We start from the raw sequence: 25,973 nt of genomic DNA, 5'->3' as shown, positions 1-25,973 counted from the left end.
ACGTGGTGTTACGCCTTTTCACTTGGTTTAGTTTTTTGCGTCTACGATGAGGTTTGTAATCTTCTTAGCAAACTCAACTGGATTTTTAATTGGTAATCCTTCAATCAATAATGCTTGATCATATAGCACATCTGTATACTCCTTGAGTTTGTCAGGGGAAGATGTAGATACTTCACGTAGCTTATTAAAGATAGGGTGGTTTGGATTGATTTCTAGAATCTTTGTGGCTGTAATTGCTCTATCTTTATTCATTGGATCATTTGCCATATAGCGTTCCATATCAAGGGAAACACCTTCATCCGCAACGATACATACAGGATCATCAATCAATCGAGAGGAGATACGTACTTCCTTAACTTTATCTGCTAGGGCATCCTTCATCGCTGTTAACATATCCTTGTTTTCCGCTGTCTTTTCTTCGATTTCCTTCTTTTCTTCTTCACTATCTAAGTCTAGATTTGCTTGAGAGATGGAGATAAACTTCTTTTCGTCGTAGCTTTGCATGATACCGGAAACGAATTCATCGCGCTGGTCTAAGAAGTAGAGTACTTCATAGCCTTTCTTTTTTAACTTAGGCATGATAGGAGAACGCTCGATTTCATCAACAGAAGTACCCACAGCGTAGTAGATTGCGTTTTGACCTTCTACCATACGGTCTGTATATTCCTTCAATGTGACATACTTACCTTCTTTAGAGGAACGGAATAAAATGAGGTCTTGGAGTTGTTCCTTATGAATACCATAATCTTGATAGATACCATACTTTAGATTTAAACCGAAGTTATCAAAGAACTTCTCATAGTTTTCACGGTCGTTCTTTAACATGTCTTCTAATGCGGAATGAATCTTCTTTTCGATAGATTTTGCAAGTAACTTAACCTGACGGTCTTGTTGGAGAATCTCACGTGATATATTGAGGTTTAAATCATCACTATCGATAATACCCTGTACAAAGCGGTAGTAATCAGGTACGAGGTCCTTTGCCTTATCAAGGATGAATACACCCTTGGAGTATAACTGTAATCCTGCTTCAAAGTCTTGATAATAGAAGTTATAGGGTGTTCTAGAAGGGATGAATAATAAGGCTGTGTAGGAGAGTGTTCCTTCTACGTTGTAGTGAATTACCTTCTGAGGATTTTCCCAGTCATTAAACTTAGACTTATAGAAAGAGTTGTATTCTTCTTCTGTTACTTCAGACTTTGGTTTTTTCCAAAGTGGAACCATAGAATTCAGTGTTACAAGTTCCTTGGTGTCAATTGTCTTTCCTTCTTCTGTTGGATCAGGGACAGACTTTGTGACTTCCATCTGGATAGGGTAGCGAACATAATCAGAATATTTTTTAACGAGTTCACGAATCTTATATTCTTCTAGGAACTCATCAAAGGATTCTTCCTCTGTATTGTCCTTAAGATCAATCGTAATTTTTGTGCCAGCTTCAGGTTTTTCGATCTCGGTGACTGTGTATCCATCCTCACCAGAGCTTGACCATGCATAACCTTTTTCTTCAACGGGAGACTTTGTCTCTACGAGTACGTGTTTTGCGACGATGAACGCACTATAGAAACCAACACCGAATTGGCCGATGATATCGACGCTATCTGTATTGTTCTCAAGTTGCTTGCGGAATTCAGCGGAGCCACTTCTTGCGATGGTACCTAGGTTTTTTTCAAGTTCCTCTGCACTCATACCAACACCAGTATCTTCAATAATGAGTTGGCGTGCGTCCTTCTTGATTTCTAATGTAATCTTTAAATTCTCTTGGTTTGTTGCGTAGCGAGAATCTGTAAGAGAGAGATAATGACGTTTATCTAAAGCGTCAGAAGCGTTGGAGATTAACTCACGTAAGAAGATTTCACGATTGGTATAAATCGAGTGAATCATCATATCTAGCAATCTTTTAGATTCTGCTTTAAATTGTTTCTTTGCCATAGTATTTTACCTCCTTAGCACTCTTATTCTATGACTGCTAATATAGTGTACCACTGAATAAGAATGATTTCAAATCAAAAACAAAGATTCCAGTTTTATTGGAATGCCTTGAGATAGGATGGTGAAAATGATAGGAGATAATACTAGTTATAATGCGATAATCCATAAATGATGGAATAAAAATCTTACTCTAGTATTTCTGTAGTTTAGTATTAAAACCAGTATTAATTTTCTATATTTGAGTTATGAAGAAAACAATACAAGATTCTATGCGATTGATGACATACCAGATGAGAAAATTACGTATCAATCATCATATGACCCAAAAACAAATGGCAGATATTTTAAATGTTTCAGCACAATCGATTTCTGCGTATGAAAATGGTGTGATTCGACCAGATATCGAAATCATTATGAAATACGCAGACTATTTTAAAGTGGATATGGATTATCTAACAGGTGTCAATCTATATGGACCGATCAATGATGTATTTCCAACGCAGACGGAAGCACAAATGTTTATGGCATATCGTAGAAGACCTGCTTGGATGCGAAAGGTGATACGGGAGCTTTGTTTTAATGGAACGAAGTTTCGTACACAAGATGAAGAGTCGGATTATACAACTTTGTTAAGTGATCATGAAGGTGAATATCAATAAAAACATCTATGTTTCATGTTGCATAGATGTTTTTTCATATACGCGAATACGGAACTGGCAAGTAAGATCTAACATTGGAATATTTAATAGACGTTGCTTGTCCTCAATAGATGTTTTATAGGCATATGGTGTCATTTGAAATAATTGATATAGTGTTTCTTGGTCTAATGGTGCAGTATTTTCAATCATTTCATCTTGGATGAGTGTTAAGCTCGTATTGATATCCTCCATAATATTTTCATACGGAGTATCATAGAGAACAGCTTTCATTTCAAATAAGTGTTTTGGACCAGGTGTAACGAAGATAAATTTACCACCTGGTTTTAAGATGCGCTGTAATTCTTCAGTTGTGGCAGGTGCAAAGCAAGTGACTGCTACATCACAGGATTCATCTTCGATTGGAAGATGGAAGATAGAAGAGACAACATATTGTGTCGATTTATCATTTTTAGAAGCGTGTTTTAGTGCATCTTTGGATAAGTCAAAACCATATTTTTCCTGTGCGATAAAACCTTCCGTGTAATAGCCTTCACCACAACCTAGATCGACAAAGACTTCTGGATGTAACTTTGTATTTAGATTGATGAGATATTCCTTCAAGAAGGCGTAAACACATTTCTCTAGAAAGGCGGTACGTGCCTTTACCATCTCTATGTTATCGCCATGGAACGGCTTGTTTGAGCGATATAGATTGATATAACCCTGTTTTGCAAAATCGAAGTGATGGTTGTTTTCACATACGAGTTCATGAACAATGTGGGTAAATCTTGACTTACAAATTGGACAAATTAATTTCATAGACAAAGTATAGCACAAAGTACTTGACTGAAAGTCAGTCAGTGGGTATAGTAGATGTAGGAGGTAATAAAAGATGCCTGAAAATAAAGACAACGAAGAACGAAAGAATGAGTTTATAGATGCGGCAGAAAAGTTATTTAAAGAAAATGGCATTGTAGAAACAACAATCAGTTCTATCGTAAAAGAGATGGATGTAGCAAAAGGACTATTCTACTATTACTTCAAGTCAAAAGATGATGTAATTGAAGCGATCAGTAATAAATACAACGAAGCATTTAATGCCATGATGCAGGAAAGCATGAATAAAGAGGATTATACAGAACGTTTAAAACAGTTCGTGAATAACTCAGTGAAGTCTTTCCGCGTATTACACGAAAAACTCAATGGCGAAGATGGTGCGGATCTTTCTAACTTAAGTGTTAGATCTACCTTGGAAGCGAAGAATAAAGCAATTACAGATTTAACAAAGCTATTTGATGAAGGCGTACAACTTGGTGAGCTAACATTAGATAACACGAAGTATTACGCAAATATCTTGATTAGTGGTATTGTCGAATTAATTGACCAAGGTGAAGCTAGTAACGATGAAATCGCATTTATTATTTGGGACCTCATTGAAAGGGCCGGAAAGGACTAAGGACATGTCAGAAAATAACAAGAATGGATTCGATGATTTAGGAAAAACAATTTCCGATTTATTAACAAATGTTACAAAGGTTGTAACAGAAAGCACAGAAGGTCTTACTTCTAAGCTAAAGGTTGAAAAGCAGAAGGCTGAAATTCGTGCAGAGATTGGTCATCACTCACGTGAACTATCAAAGTACTATGAAACATTAGGACGTAACTATTACAACGATATTGTCATCAATAAGAAGTCTGGTACATATACAGAAGTGATGGACAACATCCGTACAAAAGAAAAATTAATTGAGCTCTTAAACGAGAAGTTAGACGTATTAGAGAAGTAATGAAAAAGTGCGATTCTTAGGAGTCGCACTTATCTTTTTTTCGGGAATCATAGGAATACTTACAACCGCAGTAATCTTGGCGGTATAGACAATACGCATCAGAGATTTCTGTAGAATGTTGTTGGCTATTTCCTTTTTTGAAATCGGAGTAGAAATATTTCGTGTGGGAATATTTCTGTTGAAGCGATCGGCCGATTTCATTGAGCTTTTGAGAATCTTTTTGACGTGAGAAGGTCATGACAGTAGTGAAGTAGTCATAGCCATTTTCATCTGCGTAGGCGAACGCTGCGTTCATTCGCTCTGTATAACACGAGAAACAACGTAGCCATCCCTCTGGATCATCTTTACGCTTCGCCAAAAGCTTTTGATCAAAAGCATCATAGTTATAAGGCTCTATTACCAGTTTGATTTCTCCATGCCATCTTTCATCCAGATACCGTTTCATATCAGATAAACGCATGTCGTATTCTGAGGCTGGCCAGATGTTGGAGTTGTTATACATAATCGTTACATCAAAGACTTCGTGAAGGAATTCCAATGGCCAGCATGCGCATACAATACAACATGCATGCAAGAGTAATTTTGGCTTTTCATTCGTGTTAGCTTTGATGTTTTTCATCTCTTTAAGAGACTCAACATAGTAGTTGGTCTTCGTGGAAGATTTACGATTCTTTAAATAGGCAATATAGGCTTCTTTTTCTTTCTCATTCATTGGTGATTAACATACAATCGCCGAAGGAGAAGAAACGGTATTTCCCTTGTACTGCATGGCGGTAGGCTTCTAGTGTAAATTCATATCCTACAAAGGACGAAATCATCATAATCAATGTTGATTTTGGTAGGTGAAAGTTTGTTAACATACCATCGATTGTATGCCACTGGTATCCTGGGTAGATAAATAGTTTTGTCTCACCAGAACATTCTTCAAACTTACCAAAGCGATTCCATACGGACTCAAGTGTACGTACGGATGTTGTGCCAATCGCAAAGATTCGTTGACCATTTACCTTAGCTACGTTTAATGTATCCGCAGCTTCCTTGGACATATAGTAAACTTCACTATGCATGTCATGGTCTTCTACATCTTCTGTATCCATCGGCCTGAAGGTACCTAAACCAACATGTAGTGTTACATCAATGACCGTAACACCTTTTTCTTTAAGCTTGGTAAAGATTTCATCTGTAAAGTGTAGACCGGCAGTAGGGGCTGCGGCAGAACCTCTTACCTTGGCATATACCGTCTGGTAGCGTTCTGGGTCATTTAACTTCTCTTTAATATATGGTGGTAGTGGTACGTTTCCTAATTCATCTAGAATTTCATTGAAGATACCATCATAAATCATACGCATCTTACGTAAACCTTTTTCGCCTATTTCAACGCATTCTGCACGTAAACGTCCATCGTGGAAGGAAATGATAGCACCAAGTTTAACGACCTTTGCATTACCAACAAGACACTCCCAAACATCATCAGGAAGCTGTCTAAGTAAGAGTAATTCAACGTGTGCGCCTGTTTCTTCCTTTGTGCCAAATAATCTAGCAGGGATAACACGGGTATTATTACGTACTAGAACATCACCTGCATGCAGGTAATCTACAATATCGTAGAAGTGCTTGTCTTCATATTTCTTTTCTGTATTGTGAATGACAAGCATACGAGAAGAGCTGCGATCAAGCAGTGGGGTTTGCGCAATTAGTTCTTCTGGTAAGTTGTAATCAAAATCACTTGTTTTCCATTTCATATTAAAATCCTCTGTGGTCAAATTTCATCTTCGCAAGAGTTTCCTCTTTGAAGTCATTAAAGCGGTCTTCCTTAATTGCTTTTCTTGCGTCTTCCATGAGCTTCACTAAGAAACGCAAGTTATGGATGGACATCAGGCGCGTACCAAATCCTTCGTTGGTACGTTGGAGGTGATTGAGGTATGCTTTGGTATAGTTACGACATGTATAACAATCACATTCTGAATCGAGTGGTGTAAAGTCATTCTTATAGATAGCCTTACGGATAGAGATTCTTCCTTCACTAGTCATGAGTGTTCCGTGTCTTGCGATGCGAGTAGGTAATACGCAATCACACATATCAACGTTACGACTAACAGCTTCTAACAAGTCATTGACTGCACCAACACCCATCAGGTATCTTGGTTTATCAAATGGTAAGGCATCGGATGCCCACTTCACCATACGATACATCGTCTCTTTGTCTTCGCCTACTGATGTGCCACCAATCGCATATCCTGGAAAGTCCATCTCAATTAACTTTTCAGCACAATATCTACGAAGATCTTCGTAGTCACCCCCTTGGACAATACCAAAGAGTGCCTGTTCTTCAGGACGGCTGTGTGCTTGTTTACCACGTAGTGCCCAACGCAATGTTCTCTCTGTACTCTTTTCAACGTATTCACGCGTTGCGGGGTAAGGGATACATTCATCAAAGGACATCATGATGTCTGCGCCAATCTTATTTTGAATTTGAATGGATTTTTCTGGGGAGAGGAAGAGTGTATCTCCGTTGAGTGTATTCTTAAAGGTAACACCTTCTTCTGTAATCTTACGCTGATCTGCGAGGGAGAATACTTGGAATCCTCCACTATCTGTTAACATAGGGCCTTTATAGTTCATAAACTTCTGAACTCCACCCGCTTGATCAACGATATCTTCACCTGGTCTTAGCCATAAATGATAGGTATTGGCAAGTACAACACCAGAGCCTAAATCTTTTAATTCTTCTGGGGATACGAATTTAACGGTTGCTTGTGTACCGACAGGCATAAACATTGGTGTCTCTACATCCCCATGTGGTGTGTGTAAAATACCCGTACGGGCACCGGATTGTTTACAGATATGTGTAATTTCAAAGGTGACTGGTTGTTTCATGATTTCCCTCTTTTCCGCTATAAAGTATATCAAATATTACTTTGATTCGCTGAGAAACATCTGCGTGTTATAATGTTTTTATGAAATCGAAAGAGATACGTGTTAGAAATTTACCGAAAAATGACGTTCCGTTTTACGTTTCCAATGTAAAACCGACATCATTTTTAATCGTTGCAATGATAGCTGGCATTAGTTTTTTATGGATACGTTCGTATTTGCAGGTAATCGGGGTCATGGTCATTATGGTATCGTTATTTTCGCTATTGATGTTGCCGGATTGTAAACTGTATGAAATTCATCAGGACTACATCGTACTCTATAATCGACACGATAAATCAGAATGTTTCATTATTTACTACGAAGATATTGTGTCTTGGCATTATGAATGGAATCCAAGCTTTGATCAGTTGGTCATTTCATTAGTAGATGGTAGTGTAGAAAAACAAGAAGTCTATGCGAAATATCGCATTGAGAAGTGGTTAAATTCTTTAGCACCAGGCAAACAAGCGAAAAAGAATCATAGAAAGTAGGGTATGATGAAATTAGTAAATCCTGAAGCAGTTGAAAAATGTAAGGTGAATATGATCTGCGAAGCGGATGTAGATGATATGAGTCTTATCTTTGATATGTTTAGTGATAGTACTAGATTAAAGATTATGAATGCACTCTTTGTCAGTGAACTCTGTGTTGGTGATTTAGCTGCACTATTACAGATGAGTACTAGTGCTATCAGTCATCAATTATCTTCGTTGAAGAAAACAAAACTAGTGAAGACAAAGAAGATTGGCAAGAATGTCTATTATTCTATGGCAGATGAACATATTGAAAAGATTTACCAGATGACATACGAGCACATTAAAGAAGATGACTAAAATTGTAGCGATTGACTTTGAAACAGCCAATAACCAAATGGCGAGTGTTTGTTCGGTTGGTGTTGCGGTAATGGAAGATGGGGTAGTCATTGATCACTATTACTCTTTGATTAAACCAGAAGAAAACGTTAGTTATTTTTCGCCTTACAATATTCGTGTTCATGGCATTACTGCAAAAAATGTAGAAGCTGCGCCTGCATTTTCAGAAATCTATCGTGAGTTAACGGGATATTTTGAAGATGCAGTTCTTGTAGCACATAATGCTAGATTTGATATGAACTGCTTAAAACAAACTTGTTTGAATACAGGTAAGAAGATTCATGTATTAGAATATTTTGATACAGTAGAATTATGTAAACGCGTCTTTTCAAATCTCAAGCATCATCGTCTCAATGATGTATGTGACTATATTGGAATTGAGCTGGACCACCATAATGCATTAAGTGATGCGAATGGTTGTTTGGAAATTGTCATGGCAGTGATGAATCTAGTTGGAGAATATGATATTTATCAATTATTAGAACGTTGTCAAACAAAACTTTATCAGTTATAAAACGAACAATGGATACGCTTTATATTCGTTGTTTTTTTACTAGCTTAATATCAACTTTTTTAAAAAAAACAATCTAACAGTAAACAAAAATGGCCTAAATAAGAATGTAGTATAATGACATAGCCAAATATTAAAATACTTAAGTAACCATTCAACTTAATGTTTGGCGACATCTCCGGTTGGATGGTTACTTAAGTGTACGGAGATGTCGTATGCCTAAAACTGAATTTTTAACTGACCTTGTTTTCAATATGGACAACAAGGACTTTGAACTACTTCAAGAGGTGATCGCTGCACGAAACAATAAGGAAAGATACGGTGTATCTAACTTTGTAGAACTGGCTATTAAGTATAATCGTATCCCATCGTGTCCTAGGTGCGGTAGCACAGATCATAAACCAAGCAGTCACACTCCACAAGGGTTACATAGATATCTGTGTAATGAGTGTGGCTGTAGATATACTTTGATGGGTAATAGTATCTTCTCTTCATCAAAGAAAGATTTTAATACATGGGTAATCTATCTTACGTTGATGACATTCAACGTACCACTCGAAATGACAGAAGAGATATGTGATATATCACACCCTACTGCTATGTTATGGAGAGAAAAGGTATTTTCTACTGTCGATGGATACCAAGAACATCTATATTTGAAAGATCGTGTATGGATAGACGAGACATATCTCTATGATAGTTCTCTACTTCATGACGATGGTTATAAGAAGAGAGGACTATCTAAGAACCAACTCTGTATCGTTGTGGCAATCGATTGTCACAAAAATACATACGCTGTTATTTGTGGTCATGAAAAGCCATCTGCTTCACGTATCTTTGAAGCGCTAAAGAATCATATCGCTTCCGGATCAACACTAGTACATGATGGCGAAAGAGCACATGACAAGCTGATAAAAGAATTAGATTTGAAAGAAGAATTCTATAAAGCCAATACACACGACAAAGAATATCTAGAGAACATGGCATTGATAAACAATATGTGCTCGTGGTTAAAAAGGTATATCTATCGCTTCATTGGGATGAGAATGACTAATCTACAATCCTATTTAAATTGGTTTGTATATCTGTTTAGAGTAAAAGGTGCAGTAGAACTGTGGCCAAAGATGGATAGAATTTTACGACATTTGATATTATTCAACGGAACATATAAGAGAAATACTTGATTTCATCGCATTTCCATAGGCCATTTTTGTTTACTGTTAGAAAAAACAATATCAAAAAATGATTACAATTTCCTTTTTGCGTGCTAAAACAACTCTATCATTCATGGGAGGACAAAAGAATGAAGAAAATCAGAGTGATTAGTTTTCTTTGTGCTCTGCTGATGGTATGTAGCATTTGTGTGACCACAATTTCTACTGCAGTATTCGCAGATTCATCAACACCTACAACACAACCAGTTCCAACGACTAGAACTTATACCGTTCGCCATATTCGTCAGACATTGTCTGGCAGCTATGAAGACGAATCCTTGGCAGAATATGAAACTCTTACAGGTAATGTGGGGGATATGACACAGGCAATCGCCAATCGAACATATCCTGGGTTTCAAGCTCTGATTCCTGAACAGGTACAGATAGCACCAAGTGGAGATATTACGGTTTCTGTTTATTATGCAAGAAAGAAGTTAACGACATATTTTCATACAGGTGATCCAGCACAAGATTTCCATTTAACATATTTATACGAAAGTACACAGACACAACCAGCTCAACCAACGATTCCAGGCAAGGTATTTATTCGTTGGGCATATCAGGATAGCACAGGTGCTTTACAGACATGGAATGCTGGGATACAACCGGCAGAGGATATGCATGTCTATGCAGAGTATGATATTCCATTCCAATCGACATATATTGTTAATTATTGGTATCAAAACGCAACGGATGAAGTATCGTATACAGATGCACAAAAGACTTATTCCTTATTTAGTACTGAAACAAAGACACAGAATGTAAATAGTGCGGTTGTCTATAACGGTCCACAATATGATACGACCTATCGTAAATATAATCAGGCAAAGACAGATGCAGAGAATGCGACAAAGCTAGTCTTAGCAGATGGTTCAACGGTAGTAAATGTCTACTATGATCGTCCAGTGATGACAATCACACTTGTGTATTACAACTTCACGACAAATACAGAAGAGCGACGTGAGTCATATCAAGGAATCTATGGACATAAGACAGATGGTATTTTTAGCATTGACCTAACCTATCTATGGTCTGCGCCAAATAGTGCAAGTTCTCACTATGGTAAAACACCACCTACCTTTACAGAACAACAATTCTTTAATGTTGATCCATATCATTTGGAATTCCATGCTAGAAAATTAGCAGTAGCTCCAAGTGCAAAGAAGATTCATGTAATCTATCACGGGCAAAATCCTGATGGTACATGGTCAAGAAATCCAAATAATCGTATTTCGGATATAGATACACTTACTTACAGTAAGTTTAGCGTATATTTTCCTAATACAGCCACATTTAACTATTCATATTATTATTGGACAAATGGGGTAGATGAGTATACGACAGATGTTAATGCGTCCAACCCTGATTTAACTGCATATACAGGTGGTTCACTGATTGTTGTATATAACAATAATCAAGTGGTAAACGACTATGATGGTGATGGCCAAACATATATGCACTTATATAAAACACGTAATAAGTACAATCTCCACCTAGAAAATACAGATGGAACAGTACTAAATCTTTATTATGGAGAGCCATTATCCAACTACCAAAATATCCTAAATAATCCAGTTAAGCCAAGCAATGTACCATCACACTATGTATTTACGGGTTGGTATACAACTGATACATTCCAAGAGGGTACTAAGTTGAAAGAAAACGCAACAATGTCTAGCCGTGACCATTTTCTATACGCAAGATGGGAAGAACCAAGGATAAATGTTACGGTTGTTAGTAATGGTGCTACATCTCTACTCCCTACAACTGTAACGATTCCAATGATGTCTAGTGTTCGTAAAGATATTCCAAATATTCCTTCTAAAGATGGATATTGGTTTGATGGATGGTATAAAGACCCAGCATTTACGCAACCTTTTGATATCAATGAATCGATTGCATATGATATGACAATCTACGCAAAATGGGTTAATCGTAAGCCGACAAACTGGAGAATCCGCTATATCGACGATCAAGGAAGAGTTCTTGCGCAGGAAGATACAGGAAATGATAACCTATTTACAGTACTCTTTAGATATGGAAAGTTGATTCCAGATTATGCAGTGGATTATGAAAGTAAGAACCTAACACTTTCGTCTGACCAGATGAATCTATTAGATTTTATCTACACATACCGTGTCAAGACAAATTGGGTAACAGAAGATGGTACACCAATTAAGGAAAGAGTTTATGGAACATTTGGTCCAGAAGTATTTGATGGATATGTATATGTTTCTTCAAATACAGCTGTAAATGGTGATACTACTCATGTCTATCGATGGGTAGGTATCTCTACACCAAAGACGGCTGATTATAGCCAAATGGTTTGGTATATGTCTGTCCTATGTCTTTCTTCACTAGCAGTGATATCCATTGCCTATATGAAGAAGTCTTATCGATAATGCATACATATAAGCGACTAGTGGGCTAGTCGCTTTCTTTGCAAAAATAGAAAAATGAAATAACGGTGATAATACAAACTATCCTGTTATAATACATCCATTGATAATGACACAACCTGAGATAGTTGCTGTCATTTCTTTTTAAAGGAGAAATGAAGATGGAATTATTAGATGCTATCAAGCAAAGACATTCCGTACGTTCGTACTTGGATAAGTCAATTGATACACATGTACGAAATGAATTATGTAAGTATATTGAAGAATGTAACCAAGAAGGAAACCTGCATATTCAACTGATTGAAAATGAACCACAGGCATTCGCTAAACGCTTATATCACTATGGTTTATTCTCTAATGTAAAAAACTACATCGCTCTAGTAGGGAAGGAAGATGCAACCTTCAATGAACGTTGTGGCTACTATGGAGAAAAGATCGTTCTTAAGGCACAAATGTTAGGTCTTAATACCTGCTGGGTAGGTGGTACTTATAAAAAGATTGAAAGTGTCGTAGATATCAAACCTGGTGAAAAGTTCTTGATGATTATCGCAATTGGATATGGTGAAAACCAAGGAAGAGAACATAAATATAAGAAGGTAAAAGACTTATCCATTGGCTATCCTGAACTACCGGATTGGTTTATTAAAGGGGTAGAGGCTGTAGCTATGGCACCGTCAGCTCTAAACCAGCATAGTTATCGCTTTGGTTATAGAGATGGAAAGGTATATGTTAAAAAGGGTCTTGGCTTTGCATTAGATACCGATATTGGAATTGCAAAGTATCACTTTGAAGTTGCGTCAGGTAAAGATTCCACAATCTGGGAATAAGGAAACTTGAAATAAACATTTCAAAAATTCAATTTTAATGAAATTTTTTTCAGAGAAAATAGGATGTGTTTACAGAAATATTTCGTAATAGTATAATGGAACAGACAAAGGGGTATACAATGATTGAATTTGAAAATAATGCCTATTTCTGGCAGAAGTTAGATACGCTGTACTTATCCAGCGGATACCAGATTACAAGAAAAAAAGGTGAAGTTCATCCGCGTTTTCAGAACTTGATCTATCCGGTTGATTATGGATATATCAACGACACAAAGAGCTTTGGTAAAGATGGTGTATCGCTTTATGCAGGCAGTGGCAATCGATATGAGATTAGTGCATTGGTTGTTGCGGCAGATATTCTAATCAAGGAATTAGATGTAAAGGTTCTTGTGGGTTGTACAGAGGAAGAAGTGGACCAAGTATTACGGTTCCTCAATCAAACAAATTATCAAAAGACTGTATTAATCCGTAAAGGTAATGAATTACCTTCTTGGGCAGAAACAGATATTTAAAAAGCCGGTTCAGATGAATCGGCTTTACTCTTGGTATGGTTCGCCATTGAAGTTGATACGGAAGTCTTCAGGACTACGTGTATCAATTAATCGTTTGGCAAAATTAATTGCCTTACCATATAATTCTGGAAATGACGCATGAATCTCTCGACTTAGGTCGTAACGAAGTGGATAGGATTTATGTTCAAGGTTCACTACCTTAAAATCATTCTTGTTGTATAGTACCATACCGGATAAAACGGGTGGTATTTTCATTTGTTTTTCTAGTGCACATAATAAGTCATATTTTAGCTTTGTTGGATATAAGAACTTTGTATAACGAACAATTTCTGTAGCAGATTCTGCACATAGGCTAGGTTTAATCTCAAGATTGAATACATTTTGGAACATTCCTGCATACATTAATCCAAGTTTGGACTTAGATACTTTATCAATCTTCATATATTTGAATACATCATAGGATTGTTCCCTTCTTCCACGCTGATGCAACATCCATACATCAATATTGGCTTCACTAATGACGTGAGCAGAACCTTCATGTAAACCTGTTTGAATATGTGTATCTCTTGCGACTGCATTGATTAATGGATGTGCAGTGGAATCCAAAGCATAGTGGCACAAGAAACCATAGAAGTAGCTTCTAAGATCAGAATCATTTTCACTATACTTATCAAAGTATTTGATGAACTCAGCACACTTTTCATCATGCATTAAATCACCATATTTTTTAAGGGATCCTGGTAAAAGGGAAGCTCTTGAGAAGAATAGCATATCTGGGCCTTGGGAGCCGAGATAAAACATTCCTTTATTTGTTATAATGCTTGCATGTGCTTCATCCATTGTGCGAAGTACATCCTTCGCAAATTCAACATGTGTCGTTGCAGCTGGCATAGTTTTTTATTTGAGGATAGTATCCTCAATCTCCTTCATTCTCTTTGCTAGACCATAAATCTTATGGCTTGGTAGGGAACATAAACCAACGCGAATGCCGTGGTTTACTTTTACTGTATAAATATGATTCTCTAGGAACGCTTCATGGACTTTTTTGCATAGGTCGTTATCATAGATTTTTAATGTTACGAAGAAGCCTTCGCGGAATGGGTAATGTGCTAGTCCAACTTGATGTGCCTCTGTTAGGAAAATAGAAGAGCGCTCTTTCATCAAATCAATATAAAATTGTTTTTCCTTGAGGAATTCTTCTTTGTTTTCATTAACAACCCAACTGAAGTTTTCCATTGCGGCATTAGGAATATTAGACCAAGTAGCACGTGCTTTCTTTTCTAATACTGTCTTCATCTCTGTAACGGGTTCTTCCTTTTGCGCGAGAATCACAGCGGCTCCACAACGTAAGCCATAGGAAGTCATCGTCTTTGAACAAGAGAAGCTAACAATAACCATGGCATTCTCACTGAGTCCATTCCAGATGTCCATATACTTACGAGATGTATCTGTATTGTAAGCATAATCGATATATGCAATATCATCCAGTAAAACGATAGGATGTGTTTTTGACACCTCGTTTACAAAGTCAATAACTTCCTTCCATTCCTTATGGCTCATTGTATAGCCAGTAGGATTTTCACAAGGGTCATTGATGAGTAATAGAATGCGTTCCTGTGTCTTCATTACCTCCTGTATAGTTTCTTTGATAGAATCGATGTTGAAATGATTTTCATCATCAAAGAGTTCATATTCAGCAATTTTTAGGTTGTTTTCTGTAGCCATCAAGCGATAACTACCCCAGGAAATATTTGGGATGATGACAGTTTCTCCTTCGTCTAATACAGAGGTAAAGGTAGAACTGACAGCACCTGAGCCACCTGGTGTTGCGACAACGTTATGTGCAAGCAATAGGTTATTACCTTGGGTTACCCATTCATACACATCTTTACGGAAGTTGGGATTTCCATCAAAGCTTGCGGCGTAGGAAGCTTTTACGCGGTGGTCGATTACATCATAGTGATCAAATACTGACTTGAGTGCAACGAGGTTTCCATCGTTATCACAAAGTGTACCAATCGTTGCATCAATTACATTTTCTTCACCATTGATACGCTTATCTTCTTTTGCTTTCGCAACGACAGTAAATACTGTATCTGCGATTGGAGTTAGATTTGCGCTCTTTTTTGTAAATGTCATAATTCGTTCTCCTCAAATAAATATGTTCCAATCCGCAACATCGTACTACCATGTTCGATTGCGATTGGATAGTCATGACTCATACCCATAGAAAGGGTATGGAAGTATTGTTTGCCAAATGTTTCTTGAAGATGTTTGAAGATATCCTGTGCTTTCGCAAAGACTTCATGGATACGCGCTGTATCTTCTGTGTGTGGTCCCATCGTCATTAAACCCTGAATCGATATATGTGGGCATTCCTGAAGTAGGAAGTTTGTAAACATATCCACATCAGCTGGGTCTAATCCGCTCTTATTGATATCCTCATCGGCTAAATGCAATTCAATCAGGACATTGACTGTACGATTTAATTTAGTCGCTTCTTTCTCAATAACTTTCGCAAGGGCGATATTATCGAGTGATTGAATACATGAAACAATAGGTAATATCTCTTTTACTTTATTGCGTTGTAAATGACCGATGTAATGCCAAGCGATATCTTTTGGTAGAGTGTCCGCCTTAAAAATCAGTTCGGCGGCACGGTTTTCCGCAAAGATTCTTTCGCCTGCATCATAATAGGATTGTATTTCTTCGATACTGTGATGTTTGGAAACAACACATAAATCAATATCTAAGGCTGCTTGCTTAATCTTCCAGTAATGTTTTTCTATCATATTGCAATTATACACCAATGATTTTCTGCATACAAAAAGAAAACCTGCTGATGTTACAGCAGGCTAGAATTAAAGCCAAGGAATTGGGAATGTATTGGATGAATCGATGAGCTTAGAACGCTTGAGTACAGGCACTAATGCATTAAATACAATCACTAATAGAATGACCTCAATAGGGAATAGGACTGAATTCTTAATTAAGCTCTTTGTAAAGTAGAAAATATAGCCTTTCCCATACAACATAGAACTCCAAAGAGATCCAACCAAAACATTTACAAATAACGAATTGATGAGTTTTGCAATGATAATCTTAACAATAGTAATCTTTTGCTTGTATAGGAAACATGACCATACCAAACACGCTAGTACTGGGGTTAAGGTGTACCCTGCAAAGTAGACACCGCCACCACCTAAGAAGAAACCTAGGTTATCGGTGATAATTGCGGATAGTGCTCCAGCAACCGGACCAAGAATCGATGATTCAATTGCGAGTAGTACAAAGCCAAATCCTACTTTTAAGTTTTCGGATACTGGGAAATATAGCTTAGAAGCCACAATCTTCAGTGCGATAAACACGCCCATTAACGCAAGATACTTTACTGATTTTAGTTTTGAAGCGGATGAATTCCAATATTCTTTGTTAAACATAAAAAAACCTTCCTTTCACATCCATTTGTGAAGAAAGGTTTTCATTCACATAATGGGAGTTGTAATGACCGCAAGCAATGCTTTTCGTCTGTAAGGACCCGTCCCGAACAGCACTTAACGCCAATTACGTCTATAATATAGCATAAGTATGTGCAATGTCAAATGGTGTGCATGGAATTCATGATATAATAGGGTGGTATGAAGAAAATATCAGTTACATGTGAAAGAAAAGAAGACATCGCACTGTTCAAAGAAGTAGGTGCAGATGAAGTGATCGTCGCACTTGAAGGAGGAGTATTTAGCTCACTCCATACTTTTTCAATTGCACAGATTGAAGAACTATTAACGCAAGCACGTTTGATGCAGATACAGCTGTTTGTGCTCATGAATCGTCTGTTTCCACAAAGCGAAATCAAACATGCACAACAAGAACTTAAACAATTACTTGAGATGGGTGTTGATGGCATTATTATCGCAGACCCTGGTCTATATCAAGTGGCTAAAGAGTTATCGTTGGAAGATAAGTTAATTTACAGTCCAGAAACCTTAGTGACTTCCGCAGAAGACGCAAAGTTCTGGCTATCGACAGGAATGTATTCGGTAAATATTTCACCGCTTTTAACAGAAGAGGAAATCTTGAAGATTGCCTCAAGTGTACGCCATTGTGGTATCCAGGTATTTGGATACTTACTGATGAGTATTTCTAAGCGCCCATTACTAACGGCATATCAAGAAGTCGCAAATATTGAGGAACCGTTACATCATAACCACCATCTGTACCTTCGCGAACAAAAGCGTGATGGTATGATGCCAGCATATGAAAACGAAGCAGGTATGATGATCTATACGGACTTTGTGCAGGAATCCTTTGCGTGGTTAGAGCCTTTTTCAAACGCAGGCATTCAGCGTTTTGAAATGTATGGAAACTATATTCCACAAGCTGCATTATTGGATGCGATACGGATGTATCGTCGTGTACTTGATGGGGAAGATGGCGAGAGTGTTAGAAAGGAATTTGTCTCCAAATATCCAGAATTACCAGTATCTGATGGATATTATGGACAGAAGACGATCAGATAAAGCTATGATGAAGAAGCCTGAATTATTAGCCCCTGCAGGGGATCTGAATCGTTGTAAGACAGCGATTCGCTATGGTGCTGATGCAGTCTATATTGGTGGACAATCCTATTCCTTACGCTCAAGAGCTTCCAACTTTACGATGGAAGATATCAAGGAGGCATGTGAATTTGCACGCCAGCATAATGCACATATTCATGTCACAACCAACGTGATTCCTCATGAAGAAGATTATGAGGGCTTACGCGAGTATCTAATGAAGTTAGAAGAGTATGGTGTTACAGCGATTATCGCAGCCTCACCATCGATTATGAAACTTGCACGTGAATGTGCACCAAAGCTAGAAATTCACTGTTCTACACAGATGAGTATTACAAATGTCGAAACAGCTAAATTCTTACATGAACAGCTAGGGCTAGACCGTGCAGTACTTGCACGTGAATGTTCAATTGAAGATATCTATGCCATTACGAAAGACTGTCCAGTGGATACAGAAGCCTTTATCCATGGTGGTATGTGTGTAAACTACTCTGGTAGATGTACACTATCCAATCGTATGACATTGCGTGATGCTAACCGCGGAGGCTGTGCACAGAGTTGTCGTTGGCAATATCATGTCTATCAAGATGATAAAGAATTAAATACAGACGTTTTATATTCCATGGGTTCTAAAGACTTACTAGCAGCTGACTACATGTATGAATTAATGGATGCAGGTGTTAGTTCCTTAAAGATTGAAGGACGTATGAAGACAGAGTATTATGTCGCATCTGTTGTTAGTGCATATCGTCATCTCATCGATGAGATTGCAGAGAATGATGGACCACTTTCACCAGAGAGATTGGCCTATCATAAAAAAGAAATCTTACGTGCTGAAAATCGTCAGACAACGACAGCGTTCTATCCTGGCGAAGCGGGATTAAATACGTTGATTTATCATGCGTATTCCGATGCGGATGTGAATCATGACTTTCTAGCAAAAGTCGCAGGATATGACAAAGACGCAAAGGTAGCTTACTTAGAAACACGTAATGCCTTTGATGTAGGTGAAATGCTAGAAGTTATTTCACCAGGTAAGGACAAGCGTACCTTCAAGGTGGATTGGATCAAAGATCCAAAGGGTGAATACCTTGCAAGTTCTAGACGACCTATGGTAGTGGTACAGGTTCCACTCCCATTTGAGATTGGTGAAAATGACCTAGTGCGGAGGGCACGCTAATGTTGTTAGAAGGAAATGTCAGTATCAAGGCTGCCATTCTTGGAAATCACCGCAAGGTAGAAAAGCTCTACTACGATAAACACAAAAACGATAAAGACTTAAACTTTATCTTACATCGTGCAATGGAAAAAGAAATTCCATGCATGCCATTAGAGCGTGAAGAAATTAACGCAATGGCAACTGGAAGAACTCACGGTGGATTGGTTGCGGAAGCGAGTCCAAGAATCTACCAAGAACTATCTGAATGCATGCATGGTAAAACACCATTTCTTGTATTACTAGAAGGGGTAGAAGATCCATTTAATTTAGGCTATATTATCCGCACTTTATATAGTGCAGGTTGTGATGGGCTTATATTACCTAGACATGATTGGGCAAGTGCGGAGAGCACGATTGCAAAATCTAGTGCAGGTGCCTTTGAATACATGAATATTGTGATGTCTGACGACTTGCCAAAGCTAGTCAAAGACATCAAGAAACAAGGCATAAAAACCTACGCAGCCATGCGAAAAGACGCTGTTACATATCTAGAAGCTGACTATCGCCAGCCATGCTTACTAGCCATCGGTGGTGAGATGAGGGGTCTATCATCTGCAGTGCGTAATGAGATTGAACGGAATATTTACATTCCATACGCAAATGATTTCCGTAATGCGTTAAACGCAGCTAGTGCTGCAGCTGTATTATCTTTTGAAGTATATCGACAAAGACGATAAGTACCCGAAGAGATTCGGGTTTTTATTTGAACTATGATAGAATAGAACACAATAAGGGATTAAGGGACATGCATACAATACAAGAAAAAATTATCCAATATTGGACTAATCGTGCGGGGAGTTACTCCGTTGAAAATAACGAAGAACTAGCAGGGACATCTACAGTTGCCTGGTTAAGCGAACTGACAAGACATTTTCCAAAGAAGAAGGACTTAAAGATTATAGATATCGGTACAGGTCCAGGGTTTATGGCAATTCTTCTCAGTAGAGCAGGTTATCAGGTAACTGGTATTGACTGTACAGAAGAGATGTTAAAACAAGCCCATGAAAATGCGAGAAAATATCATCTGGCAATACGTTTTCTCAAACAACCAGCAGAACATCTAGAGTTTGAAGATAATTCAGTTGATGTGATTATCAATCGTAATCTAACGTGGAATCTAGAAAATCCTACAGTTGCCTATCAAGAGTGGTATCGTGTACTAAAACCATCAGGTAAACTCATTGTCTTCGATGCGAATTGGTATCACTACTTATTCTCTGAAGAGTTACGCAAAGCGTATGAAGAGGACCGTAAAAATGTAAAGCGAGCACATTTGTATGACCATAATATCGGTGCAAACTTTGACCAGATGGAGCGTATCGCAGAACAATTACCGATGACCCTAATAGATAGACCATCATGGGATCGAGTAGAACTAGAGAAGATTGGCTTTCAAAATATTCAGGTTGATACAGAAGTATACCAAAGAGTATGGACACAAGAGGAGAAGATCAATTACGCTTCTACTCCTCTGTTTGAAATCGTCGCTACAAAATAGATGTGATATGATTATGACTATGGAAAAGATAAGTTCATTGCAGAATGCAAAAATTAAAAACTGGACCCTACTACATAAGAAAAAATACCGTGATGAAACAGGTTTATTTCTGGTAGAAGGAGAGCATCTCATAGGGGAAGCTTTGGCGGCGAATGCCGTAGAAACCATTGTAACAGATACAACTTCACCATTTGATTTTGAACATATAGTAGAAGTAACCCCAGCCATTATGGCGAAGTTATCTGAGAATGTTTCAAATGTGCATTATATTGCGGTGTGTCGTCAACGTAAGTTAGATATTACAAAACAGAATCGTCTATTATTACTGGATGGCATTCAAGATCCTGGTAATCTTGGTACACTTATCCGTACCGCAATTTCATTTGGCTTTGATGGTGTGTATTGTTCAACTGAGACTTGTGACCTTTATAACGATAAAGCAATTCGTTCTACCCAAGGCGCATTATTCCATATTCCTGTTGTACGCAAAGACTTCTCTACTCTAATTCCGGCATTACAAAGTCAGGGTGTAAAAGTTATTGCGACTTCCTTAAAGGAGTCCACAATAATGAGGGAGATACCTGTAACAGAATGTATGGCATTTGTTATGGGAAATGAAGGGAAAGGTGTTCATCAAGATATCATTGCACAGGCTGACTTTCGCGTACGCATTGAAATGGAAGGCTTTGAGTCTTTGAATGTAGCAGTAGCAGGTGGAATTATCATGCATTACTATCGGAGTGGAAAATGAGCCAGAAGAATCCAAACTATTTATTAAAAGATTTACAACCATCCCAGTTTTATATTTCACAAGCGAAACTATCGAACATTCAAGCATGGTTTCGTAAAGATGATTTATCAAACTTTAAACCTTTACCTGTGAAGGTATTAGATGGTATTCCAATCTTGACGGATGGACATACAAGGGCAGTCTCGGCAATACTTGCAGGTTTAGAATCGGTACCATTAGTCTATGAAGAAGATGAACTGGATTGGAATCTATATCGTTATTGTGTAGAACAATGTAATCAAAAGGGAATTCATTCTCCATATGATTTGGTTGATAGAGTTATTTCTGCTCATGAATATGAAGAGAAGTGGATTGGCTGGTGTAATCAAGTACACAGTAAGTTACAACAGAATCAAAAGTAAAAGGCACATCGAGCGATGTGCCTTTCGTCATTAGTGTTGTTCGTAATGAATTTCTGTTCCTTCGTAAGCTGCACGCATTAATTCGATCATATCCTTGATCATTGGAACACGTGGGTTTGCCGGAGAACATTGGTCTTCATATGAGAGGTAAGCTAACTTCTCTAAGTTTTCTTCCCATTCTTTCTTATCAACATTTTGTGACTTGAAGTTCATTGCCATGCCAACTTCAACACCTAAATCGTGAACTGCCTTAGCAAACTTTTCGACACCTTCTTGTACTGTGTTGAACTTGAGGCCGATAGCGTGAGCTAATTGGCAGTAGCGTTCATCAGCGTTGTAGTATTGGTACTTAGGCCATAGACCTGGTTTTTCTGGTTTTGTGCCGTTGTAACGGATGACGTATGGTAATAATGTACCGCAAGTACGTCCGTGTACTGTATGGAATTCAGCACCGATCTTATGAGCCATAGAGTGGCACATACCTAAGTAAGCGTTAGCGAATGCCATACCAGCCATTGTGGAAGCGTTATGCATCTTCTCACGAGCTTCTTTATCCTTCGCACCATAGTGTACAGCTCTTGGTAAGTATTCGAATACCATCTGAACAGCCTTTAATGCAAGAGCGTCTGTGTAGTCAGTAGCCATTACAGATACGTATGCTTCACATGCGTGTGTTAATACGTCCATACCGGAGTCAGCTGTAACCTGTGCAGGTAAGCTCATTACAAGGGCTGGGTCAACGATAGCGACTGTTGGTGTTAATGAATAGTCAGCTAATGGATACTTGAGTTTGTTTACCTTATCAGTAATAACTGCGAATGGTGAGACTTCAGAACCTGTACCTGATGTAGTAGGGATACATACTAAGTGTGACTTCTTACCTAATTCAGGATACTGGAATGCACGCTTACGAATGTCCATGAACTTCTGCTTCAAGTCAGCGAAGTCAACTTCTGGATGTTCGTAGAATAACCACATGCCCTTAGCAGCGTCCATTGAGGAACCACCACCTAATGCGATGATTGTGTCTGGCTTGAAGGCCTGCATTAATTCCCAACCCTTCTTAACTGTTTGTAAGGATGGATCTGGTTCAACGTCACAGAATAATTGAACCTGTACCTTATTCTTACGAGCTGCTAACTGTTCAGTAATTCTTGATACATAGCCTAAATCAACCATTGTACGGTCTGTAACGATGAATGCACGATTGATTTCACGCATGTCGCGTAAGTATGTGATGGAATTTTGTTCAATATAAATCTTGCTTGGAATCTTGAACCACTGCATTGTATTTCTCCTTTTACCTATCTTCTTGATGTTAATCAAATTAATTGCACTAACGTTACCAGATACTGAGTTATGACCATAAGATCCACAACCAAGTGTTAATGATGGAATAAAGGAGTTATAAATATTACCGATACCACCGAATGTAGTAGGGGAGTTCCAAATTAAACGACAAGCCTTGATGCGTTCGCCAAACTTCTTTGCTAATTCTGCGGAACGTGTATGAATCGCAGCTGTATGTCCAACACCGTTTAACATTACAGTAGCTTCTGCTTTATCAAATCCATCTTCAACAGAACTTGCTTTTTCCATTGCGAGTACAGGTGATAGTTTTTCACGAGATAGTGGTTCTTCAACACCTGGCTTTTCTAATTCAGCAATCAAGATAGATGTTTGAGGATCTACTTTGAAACCTGCTTGTTCAGCGATCCAAGCAGCTGGCTTACCAGCAACAGCACCGTTTAACTTTGCATTTTCTACACCCTTGGAGTGAGCTGTATATCCAAACATGTATGTTTCGAGTAATTTCTTTTCTTTAGGTGAGCAGAAATGTACATTATAGTGTTTGAATTCTGCCTTAACATCTTCGTAAATATTTTCGTCAACGATAACTGTCTGTTCACTTGCACAGATCATACCGTTATCGAATGCCTTGGACATCGCGATGTCGTTAACTGCTTGCTTGATATCTGCAGTTGTTTCGATATATGCAGGAGCGTTACCAGCACCTACACCTAATGCAGGTTTACCACAGCTGTAAGCGGCCTTAACCATTGCGTTACCACCGGTTGCGAGAATTGTAGATACACCTGGATGATTCATGAGTGCGTTTGTTGCGTCCATGGATGGATGTTCAATCCACTGGATGCAGTTTTCGGGAGCACCAGCCTTTAAAGCTGCTTCATATACGATACGAGCTGCTTCAGATGAGCACTTCTGCGCATTTGGATGGAATGCAAAGATGATAGGGTTTCTTGTCTTTAATGCAAGTAAACTCTTGAAGATTGCTGTTGAAGTAGGGTTTGTTACTGGTGTTAAGCCTGCAACAACACCAACTGGTTCCGCTACCTCTGTAATACCTGTAACAGGGTCTTCACTAATGATACCAACTGTCTTTAGATCACGTAGGTAGTTCACCATGTATTCGCAAGCAAATAAGTTCTTTGTTGCTTTGTCTTCGAATACACCACGTCCTGTTTCGTCAACTGCTGCCTTAGCTAATGTACCGTGCTGATCAAGTGCCGCTACTGTGCACTTTGCAACAATATAGTCGATTTTTTCTTGGTCAAATGTTGCGTAGTCATCAAGTGCCTTTAATGCAAGGGCAACTTTTTCGTCTACTTCTTTGACACGAACTTCCACAGGGGCTGTGTTTACTTTTGTTTCTTTCTTTTTGACTGCCATGTCCTTTTCCTCCATGTGAATTATTTCACGTAAAGCAAGAATACCATGTTTATATAACCAAGACAATACCAAATGATAATAAAATCACAAGTAATCGCTTACATTTATGAAAAAGTATTTTTGGGAAGAAAAAAGGGCCTTTTTGCCCTTGGGAAATGATGTATATATACTAGTAATATTGACAAGTAAATCTTCGCTCATCTGGGATGATAGGAACTGATTTACATGAATAGTCATTAACTTTGATGAAACGACCATCACCTTTGATAATTGTCGCTAGGAATAGGTCAATGGTATCACTTTCTCCCTGTACATAGATTTCCACCAAACCATTATCAAGATTTTTAACACTTCCAGTTAATCCGTAGGATTGTGCATGCATCTGAACGAAGTAGCGAAAGCCGACACCTTGAACTCTTCCTTCTACAAAAATATGATAGCGTACCATAACATCCTCCTTATAATGATTATACAAAATAGATTTTCTACTGGGCAAGCCATATAATGAATGCAGGTGATAAACATGATACATATACTATTAAATCAATTTACATTCGATCAAGCTTGGGGCTTTGGTGAACTATCACAACTCATCGAAAAGGGTATGAAGGTACTGATGATGCCGTTATCGTATAACGATGGTTGGTCCAATGAATTTGTGACTTGGGATGACTTATTTACAAAGGGGAAACCAGCGTATGAAATGATGGTGCGTCCTTTCTATAACTACGGTATCCGTGAAAAACAAATTAGTTGGTTTAATTATTACCAAGATAATTACGCAACCGCAAAAGCAAAAATCGAAGCTGCGGATATTATTGTAATCACTGGTGATTGTGGTGAATGGATCATGCAGAGAATCGAAGATTTAGGTTTACGTGATTTACTGTGTAACTTTGATGGTATTCTAATTGGTCATCATGCAGGAGCACTTGTACAACTCAATACTTTTCACGAGTCAAATCCAGACAATGCATTTGAACTACAAGAAGGACTAGGGCTACTAACCAATTTTGATGTAGATATTAATTATGTCGAAGATGAAGAACATCTATCCACGATTATTCGCGAAATTGAAGATGCAGGAAATCCTGTTGTTGCAATTCCTAAGAATAGTGGTCTATTAATTGTTGATGGTGAATTTACATTACTAGGAGATTCCTTCGTTTTAAATCATACACATCTAGATGATATCTATCGTGCCTATGATAGTTATCGTTATGATGTATAACTACTAAAGGGGAAATTGTTA

General features: G+C 38.1%; 28 protein-coding genes. 17 read left to right on the top strand and 11 right to left on the bottom strand.

Annotated elements, in window-relative coordinates:
* Positions 1-27 precede the first annotated feature (27 nt).
* Positions 28-1,929, bottom strand: a complete 1,902-nt coding sequence (gene htpG, locus RGT18_RS10075; RefSeq protein ID WP_028077914.1) for a molecular chaperone HtpG — start codon at positions 1,927-1,929, stop codon at positions 28-30.
* A 245-nt stretch (positions 1,930-2,174) separates the two neighbouring features.
* Between htpG and RGT18_RS10070 the strand changes: the two genes are divergently transcribed.
* Positions 2,175-2,588, top strand: a complete 414-nt coding sequence (locus RGT18_RS10070; RefSeq protein ID WP_006526265.1) for a helix-turn-helix domain-containing protein — start codon at positions 2,175-2,177, stop codon at positions 2,586-2,588.
* A gap of 6 nt (positions 2,589-2,594) precedes the next feature.
* On the opposite strand, the gene RGT18_RS10065 is transcribed toward RGT18_RS10070, so the two are convergent.
* Positions 2,595-3,386 (bottom strand): methyltransferase domain-containing protein, encoded by a 792-nt coding sequence (locus tag RGT18_RS10065; RefSeq protein WP_028077913.1) that lies wholly within the window; start codon positions 3,384-3,386, stop codon positions 2,595-2,597.
* A gap of 73 nt (positions 3,387-3,459) precedes the next feature.
* Between RGT18_RS10065 and RGT18_RS10060 the strand changes: the two genes are divergently transcribed.
* Positions 3,460-4,023 carry a TetR/AcrR family transcriptional regulator gene (locus tag RGT18_RS10060; protein ID WP_051240932.1) on the top strand — a complete coding sequence of 188 codons (564 nt, stop codon included), beginning with the start codon at positions 3,460-3,462 and terminating at the stop codon, positions 4,021-4,023.
* 4 nt (positions 4,024-4,027) lie between these two features.
* The gene (locus RGT18_RS10055) at positions 4,028-4,354 is read left to right on the top strand and encodes a hypothetical protein (protein ID WP_006526262.1); all 327 of its coding nucleotides are present in this window, start codon (positions 4,028-4,030) and stop codon (positions 4,352-4,354) included.
* A 16-nt stretch (positions 4,355-4,370) separates the two neighbouring features.
* Here the strand turns inward: RGT18_RS10055 and RGT18_RS10050 are convergent, their stop codons facing one another.
* From RGT18_RS10050 to tgt, 3 genes are read right to left on the bottom strand one after another with little or no spacing between them, the layout of a single operon-like run.
* Positions 4,371-5,066, bottom strand: a complete 696-nt coding sequence (locus RGT18_RS10050; protein ID WP_051240931.1) for an epoxyqueuosine reductase QueH — start codon at positions 5,064-5,066, stop codon at positions 4,371-4,373.
* Positions 5,059-6,096, bottom strand: coding sequence for a tRNA preQ1(34) S-adenosylmethionine ribosyltransferase-isomerase QueA (queA, locus tag RGT18_RS10045; protein ID WP_028077911.1), 1,038 nt, complete (start codon positions 6,094-6,096; stop codon positions 5,059-5,061). Before queA ends, RGT18_RS10050 begins: the two co-directional genes overlap by 8 nt.
* A 1-nt stretch (position 6,097) precedes the next feature.
* Positions 6,098-7,231 carry a tRNA guanosine(34) transglycosylase Tgt gene (tgt, locus tag RGT18_RS10040; RefSeq protein WP_028077910.1) on the bottom strand — a complete coding sequence of 378 codons (1,134 nt, stop codon included), beginning with the start codon at positions 7,229-7,231 and terminating at the stop codon, positions 6,098-6,100.
* 80 nt (positions 7,232-7,311) lie between these two features.
* Between tgt and RGT18_RS10035 the strand changes: the two genes are divergently transcribed.
* The 7 genes from RGT18_RS10035 to RGT18_RS10005 all read left to right on the top strand — a co-directional run bounded on the left by RGT18_RS10035 (position 7,312) and on the right by RGT18_RS10005 (position 13,605).
* Entirely contained in the window at positions 7,312-7,761 is a 450-nt protein-coding gene (locus tag RGT18_RS10035) for a hypothetical protein (RefSeq protein ID WP_156022801.1), read from the top strand.
* Positions 7,762-7,767: 6 nt separating this feature from the next.
* On the top strand, positions 7,768-8,103 hold the full coding sequence (locus tag RGT18_RS10030) for an ArsR/SmtB family transcription factor (RefSeq protein WP_118764485.1): 336 nt from the start codon (positions 7,768-7,770) through the stop codon (positions 8,101-8,103).
* On the top strand, positions 8,096-8,656 hold the full coding sequence (locus RGT18_RS10025) for a 3'-5' exonuclease (protein ID WP_051240930.1): 561 nt from the start codon (positions 8,096-8,098) through the stop codon (positions 8,654-8,656). The genes RGT18_RS10030 and RGT18_RS10025 overlap by 8 nt, the downstream gene beginning before the upstream one ends.
* 212 nt (positions 8,657-8,868) lie before the next feature.
* On the top strand, positions 8,869-9,837 hold the full coding sequence (locus RGT18_RS10020) for an IS1595 family transposase (protein ID WP_338176057.1): 969 nt from the start codon (positions 8,869-8,871) through the stop codon (positions 9,835-9,837).
* A gap of 119 nt (positions 9,838-9,956) precedes the next feature.
* Positions 9,957-12,269 (top strand): InlB B-repeat-containing protein, encoded by a 2,313-nt coding sequence (locus RGT18_RS10015; RefSeq protein WP_028077453.1) that lies wholly within the window; start codon positions 9,957-9,959, stop codon positions 12,267-12,269.
* Positions 12,270-12,427: 158 nt separating this feature from the next.
* Entirely contained in the window at positions 12,428-13,093 is a 666-nt protein-coding gene (locus tag RGT18_RS10010) for a nitroreductase family protein (protein WP_028077452.1), read from the top strand.
* Positions 13,094-13,212: 119 nt separating this feature from the next.
* On the top strand, positions 13,213-13,605 hold the full coding sequence (locus RGT18_RS10005) for a hypothetical protein (protein ID WP_028077451.1): 393 nt from the start codon (positions 13,213-13,215) through the stop codon (positions 13,603-13,605).
* Positions 13,606-13,629: 24 nt separating this feature from the next.
* Here the strand turns inward: RGT18_RS10005 and RGT18_RS10000 are convergent, their stop codons facing one another.
* The 4 genes from RGT18_RS10000 to RGT18_RS09985 form a co-directional block, all read right to left on the bottom strand.
* On the bottom strand, positions 13,630-14,496 hold the full coding sequence (locus RGT18_RS10000; RefSeq protein ID WP_028077450.1) for a zinc dependent phospholipase C family protein: 867 nt from the start codon (positions 14,494-14,496) through the stop codon (positions 13,630-13,632).
* Positions 14,497-14,502: 6 nt separating this feature from the next.
* Positions 14,503-15,744, bottom strand: coding sequence for a pyridoxal phosphate-dependent aminotransferase (locus RGT18_RS09995; protein ID WP_028077449.1), 1,242 nt, complete (start codon positions 15,742-15,744; stop codon positions 14,503-14,505).
* Positions 15,741-16,397 (bottom strand): YggS family pyridoxal phosphate-dependent enzyme, encoded by a 657-nt coding sequence (locus tag RGT18_RS09990; RefSeq protein WP_037403375.1) that lies wholly within the window; start codon positions 16,395-16,397, stop codon positions 15,741-15,743. Before RGT18_RS09990 ends, RGT18_RS09995 begins: the two co-directional genes overlap by 4 nt.
* Positions 16,398-16,466: 69 nt before the next feature.
* The gene (locus tag RGT18_RS09985) at positions 16,467-17,045 is read right to left on the bottom strand and encodes a folate family ECF transporter S component (protein WP_028077447.1); all 579 of its coding nucleotides are present in this window, start codon (positions 17,043-17,045) and stop codon (positions 16,467-16,469) included.
* 198 nt (positions 17,046-17,243) lie between these two features.
* Between RGT18_RS09985 and RGT18_RS09980 the strand changes: the two genes are divergently transcribed.
* The 6 genes from RGT18_RS09980 (at position 17,244) to RGT18_RS09955 (ending at position 22,030) form a co-directional block, all read left to right on the top strand.
* Complete coding sequence (locus tag RGT18_RS09980) at positions 17,244-18,125, top strand: peptidase U32 family protein (RefSeq protein WP_028077446.1); 882 nt, start codon at positions 17,244-17,246, stop codon at positions 18,123-18,125.
* A complete protein-coding gene (locus tag RGT18_RS09975; RefSeq protein ID WP_156022767.1) occupies positions 18,103-19,341 on the top strand; it encodes a peptidase U32 family protein in 1,239 nt (412 codons plus the stop codon). The genes RGT18_RS09980 and RGT18_RS09975 overlap by 23 nt, the downstream gene beginning before the upstream one ends.
* Entirely contained in the window at positions 19,341-20,057 is a 717-nt protein-coding gene (locus tag RGT18_RS09970) for a TrmH family RNA methyltransferase (protein ID WP_028077444.1), read from the top strand. The genes RGT18_RS09975 and RGT18_RS09970 overlap by 1 nt, the downstream gene beginning before the upstream one ends.
* A 68-nt stretch (positions 20,058-20,125) precedes the next feature.
* Positions 20,126-20,878 carry a class I SAM-dependent methyltransferase gene (locus RGT18_RS09965; protein ID WP_028077443.1) on the top strand — a complete coding sequence of 251 codons (753 nt, stop codon included), beginning with the start codon at positions 20,126-20,128 and terminating at the stop codon, positions 20,876-20,878.
* Positions 20,879-20,897: 19 nt separating this feature from the next.
* Positions 20,898-21,629 carry a TrmH family RNA methyltransferase gene (locus RGT18_RS09960; protein WP_028077442.1) on the top strand — a complete coding sequence of 244 codons (732 nt, stop codon included), beginning with the start codon at positions 20,898-20,900 and terminating at the stop codon, positions 21,627-21,629.
* The gene (locus RGT18_RS09955) at positions 21,626-22,030 is read left to right on the top strand and encodes a hypothetical protein (protein ID WP_028077441.1); all 405 of its coding nucleotides are present in this window, start codon (positions 21,626-21,628) and stop codon (positions 22,028-22,030) included. The genes RGT18_RS09960 and RGT18_RS09955 overlap by 4 nt, the downstream gene beginning before the upstream one ends.
* 30 nt (positions 22,031-22,060) lie before the next feature.
* On the opposite strand, the gene adhE is transcribed toward RGT18_RS09955, so the two are convergent.
* Positions 22,061-24,721 (bottom strand): bifunctional acetaldehyde-CoA/alcohol dehydrogenase, encoded by a 2,661-nt coding sequence (gene adhE, locus RGT18_RS09950; RefSeq protein ID WP_211220273.1) that lies wholly within the window; start codon positions 24,719-24,721, stop codon positions 22,061-22,063.
* Positions 24,722-24,890: 169 nt separating this feature from the next.
* Positions 24,891-25,169 (bottom strand): acylphosphatase, encoded by a 279-nt coding sequence (locus RGT18_RS09945; protein ID WP_028077439.1) that lies wholly within the window; start codon positions 25,167-25,169, stop codon positions 24,891-24,893.
* A gap of 75 nt (positions 25,170-25,244) precedes the next feature.
* On the opposite strand from RGT18_RS09945, the gene RGT18_RS09940 reads away from it, so the two are divergent.
* Positions 25,245-25,952, top strand: a complete 708-nt coding sequence (locus RGT18_RS09940) for a type 1 glutamine amidotransferase family protein (protein WP_028077438.1) — start codon at positions 25,245-25,247, stop codon at positions 25,950-25,952.
* The last annotated feature ends 21 nt before the right edge of the window (positions 25,953-25,973 follow it).

This window comes from Solobacterium moorei, assembly GCF_036323475.1.
GTDB classification, from domain to species: Bacteria; Bacillota_I; Bacilli_A; order Erysipelotrichales; family Erysipelotrichaceae; genus Bulleidia; species Bulleidia moorei.
The sequence above is the reverse complement of the archived record's forward strand: the minus strand, read 5'-3'. Positions and strand labels throughout refer to the sequence as shown.

Coding starts and splice junctions, on each gene's coding strand:
- RGT18_RS09985 (WP_028077447.1), bottom strand. CDS start 17,045: ATGTTTAACAAAGAATATTGGAATTCATCCGCTTCAAAACTAAAATCA.
- adhE (WP_211220273.1), bottom strand. CDS start 24,721: ATGGCAGTCAAAAAGAAAGAAACAAAAGTAAACACAGCCCCTGTGGAA.
- RGT18_RS10005 (WP_028077451.1), top strand. CDS start 13,213: ATGATTGAATTTGAAAATAATGCCTATTTCTGGCAGAAGTTAGATACG.
- tgt (WP_028077910.1), bottom strand. CDS start 7,231: ATGAAACAACCAGTCACCTTTGAAATTACACATATCTGTAAACAATCC.
- RGT18_RS09960 (WP_028077442.1), top strand. CDS start 20,898: ATGGAAAAGATAAGTTCATTGCAGAATGCAAAAATTAAAAACTGGACC.
- RGT18_RS10055 (WP_006526262.1), top strand. CDS start 4,028: ATGTCAGAAAATAACAAGAATGGATTCGATGATTTAGGAAAAACAATT.
- RGT18_RS09970 (WP_028077444.1), top strand. CDS start 19,341: ATGTTGTTAGAAGGAAATGTCAGTATCAAGGCTGCCATTCTTGGAAAT.
- RGT18_RS10015 (WP_028077453.1), top strand. CDS start 9,957: ATGAAGAAAATCAGAGTGATTAGTTTTCTTTGTGCTCTGCTGATGGTA.
- RGT18_RS10020 (WP_338176057.1), top strand. CDS start 8,869: ATGCCTAAAACTGAATTTTTAACTGACCTTGTTTTCAATATGGACAAC.
- RGT18_RS10010 (WP_028077452.1), top strand. CDS start 12,428: ATGGAATTATTAGATGCTATCAAGCAAAGACATTCCGTACGTTCGTAC.
- RGT18_RS10025 (WP_051240930.1), top strand. CDS start 8,096: ATGACTAAAATTGTAGCGATTGACTTTGAAACAGCCAATAACCAAATG.
- RGT18_RS09990 (WP_037403375.1), bottom strand. CDS start 16,397: ATGATAGAAAAACATTACTGGAAGATTAAGCAAGCAGCCTTAGATATT.
- RGT18_RS09955 (WP_028077441.1), top strand. CDS start 21,626: ATGAGCCAGAAGAATCCAAACTATTTATTAAAAGATTTACAACCATCC.
- RGT18_RS10000 (WP_028077450.1), bottom strand. CDS start 14,496: ATGCCAGCTGCAACGACACATGTTGAATTTGCGAAGGATGTACTTCGC.
- RGT18_RS09995 (WP_028077449.1), bottom strand. CDS start 15,744: ATGACATTTACAAAAAAGAGCGCAAATCTAACTCCAATCGCAGATACA.
- htpG (WP_028077914.1), bottom strand. CDS start 1,929: ATGGCAAAGAAACAATTTAAAGCAGAATCTAAAAGATTGCTAGATATG.
- RGT18_RS10060 (WP_051240932.1), top strand. CDS start 3,460: ATGCCTGAAAATAAAGACAACGAAGAACGAAAGAATGAGTTTATAGAT.
- RGT18_RS10050 (WP_051240931.1), bottom strand. CDS start 5,066: ATGAATGAGAAAGAAAAAGAAGCCTATATTGCCTATTTAAAGAATCGT.
- queA (WP_028077911.1), bottom strand. CDS start 6,096: ATGAAATGGAAAACAAGTGATTTTGATTACAACTTACCAGAAGAACTA.
- RGT18_RS10070 (WP_006526265.1), top strand. CDS start 2,175: ATGAAGAAAACAATACAAGATTCTATGCGATTGATGACATACCAGATG.
- RGT18_RS09940 (WP_028077438.1), top strand. CDS start 25,245: ATGATACATATACTATTAAATCAATTTACATTCGATCAAGCTTGGGGC.
- RGT18_RS09945 (WP_028077439.1), bottom strand. CDS start 25,169: ATGGTACGCTATCATATTTTTGTAGAAGGAAGAGTTCAAGGTGTCGGC.
- RGT18_RS10035 (WP_156022801.1), top strand. CDS start 7,312: ATGAAATCGAAAGAGATACGTGTTAGAAATTTACCGAAAAATGACGTT.
- RGT18_RS10030 (WP_118764485.1), top strand. CDS start 7,768: ATGAAATTAGTAAATCCTGAAGCAGTTGAAAAATGTAAGGTGAATATG.
- RGT18_RS09965 (WP_028077443.1), top strand. CDS start 20,126: ATGCATACAATACAAGAAAAAATTATCCAATATTGGACTAATCGTGCG.
- RGT18_RS09975 (WP_156022767.1), top strand. CDS start 18,103: ATGGACAGAAGACGATCAGATAAAGCTATGATGAAGAAGCCTGAATTA.
- RGT18_RS09980 (WP_028077446.1), top strand. CDS start 17,244: ATGAAGAAAATATCAGTTACATGTGAAAGAAAAGAAGACATCGCACTG.
- RGT18_RS10065 (WP_028077913.1), bottom strand. CDS start 3,386: ATGAAATTAATTTGTCCAATTTGTAAGTCAAGATTTACCCACATTGTT.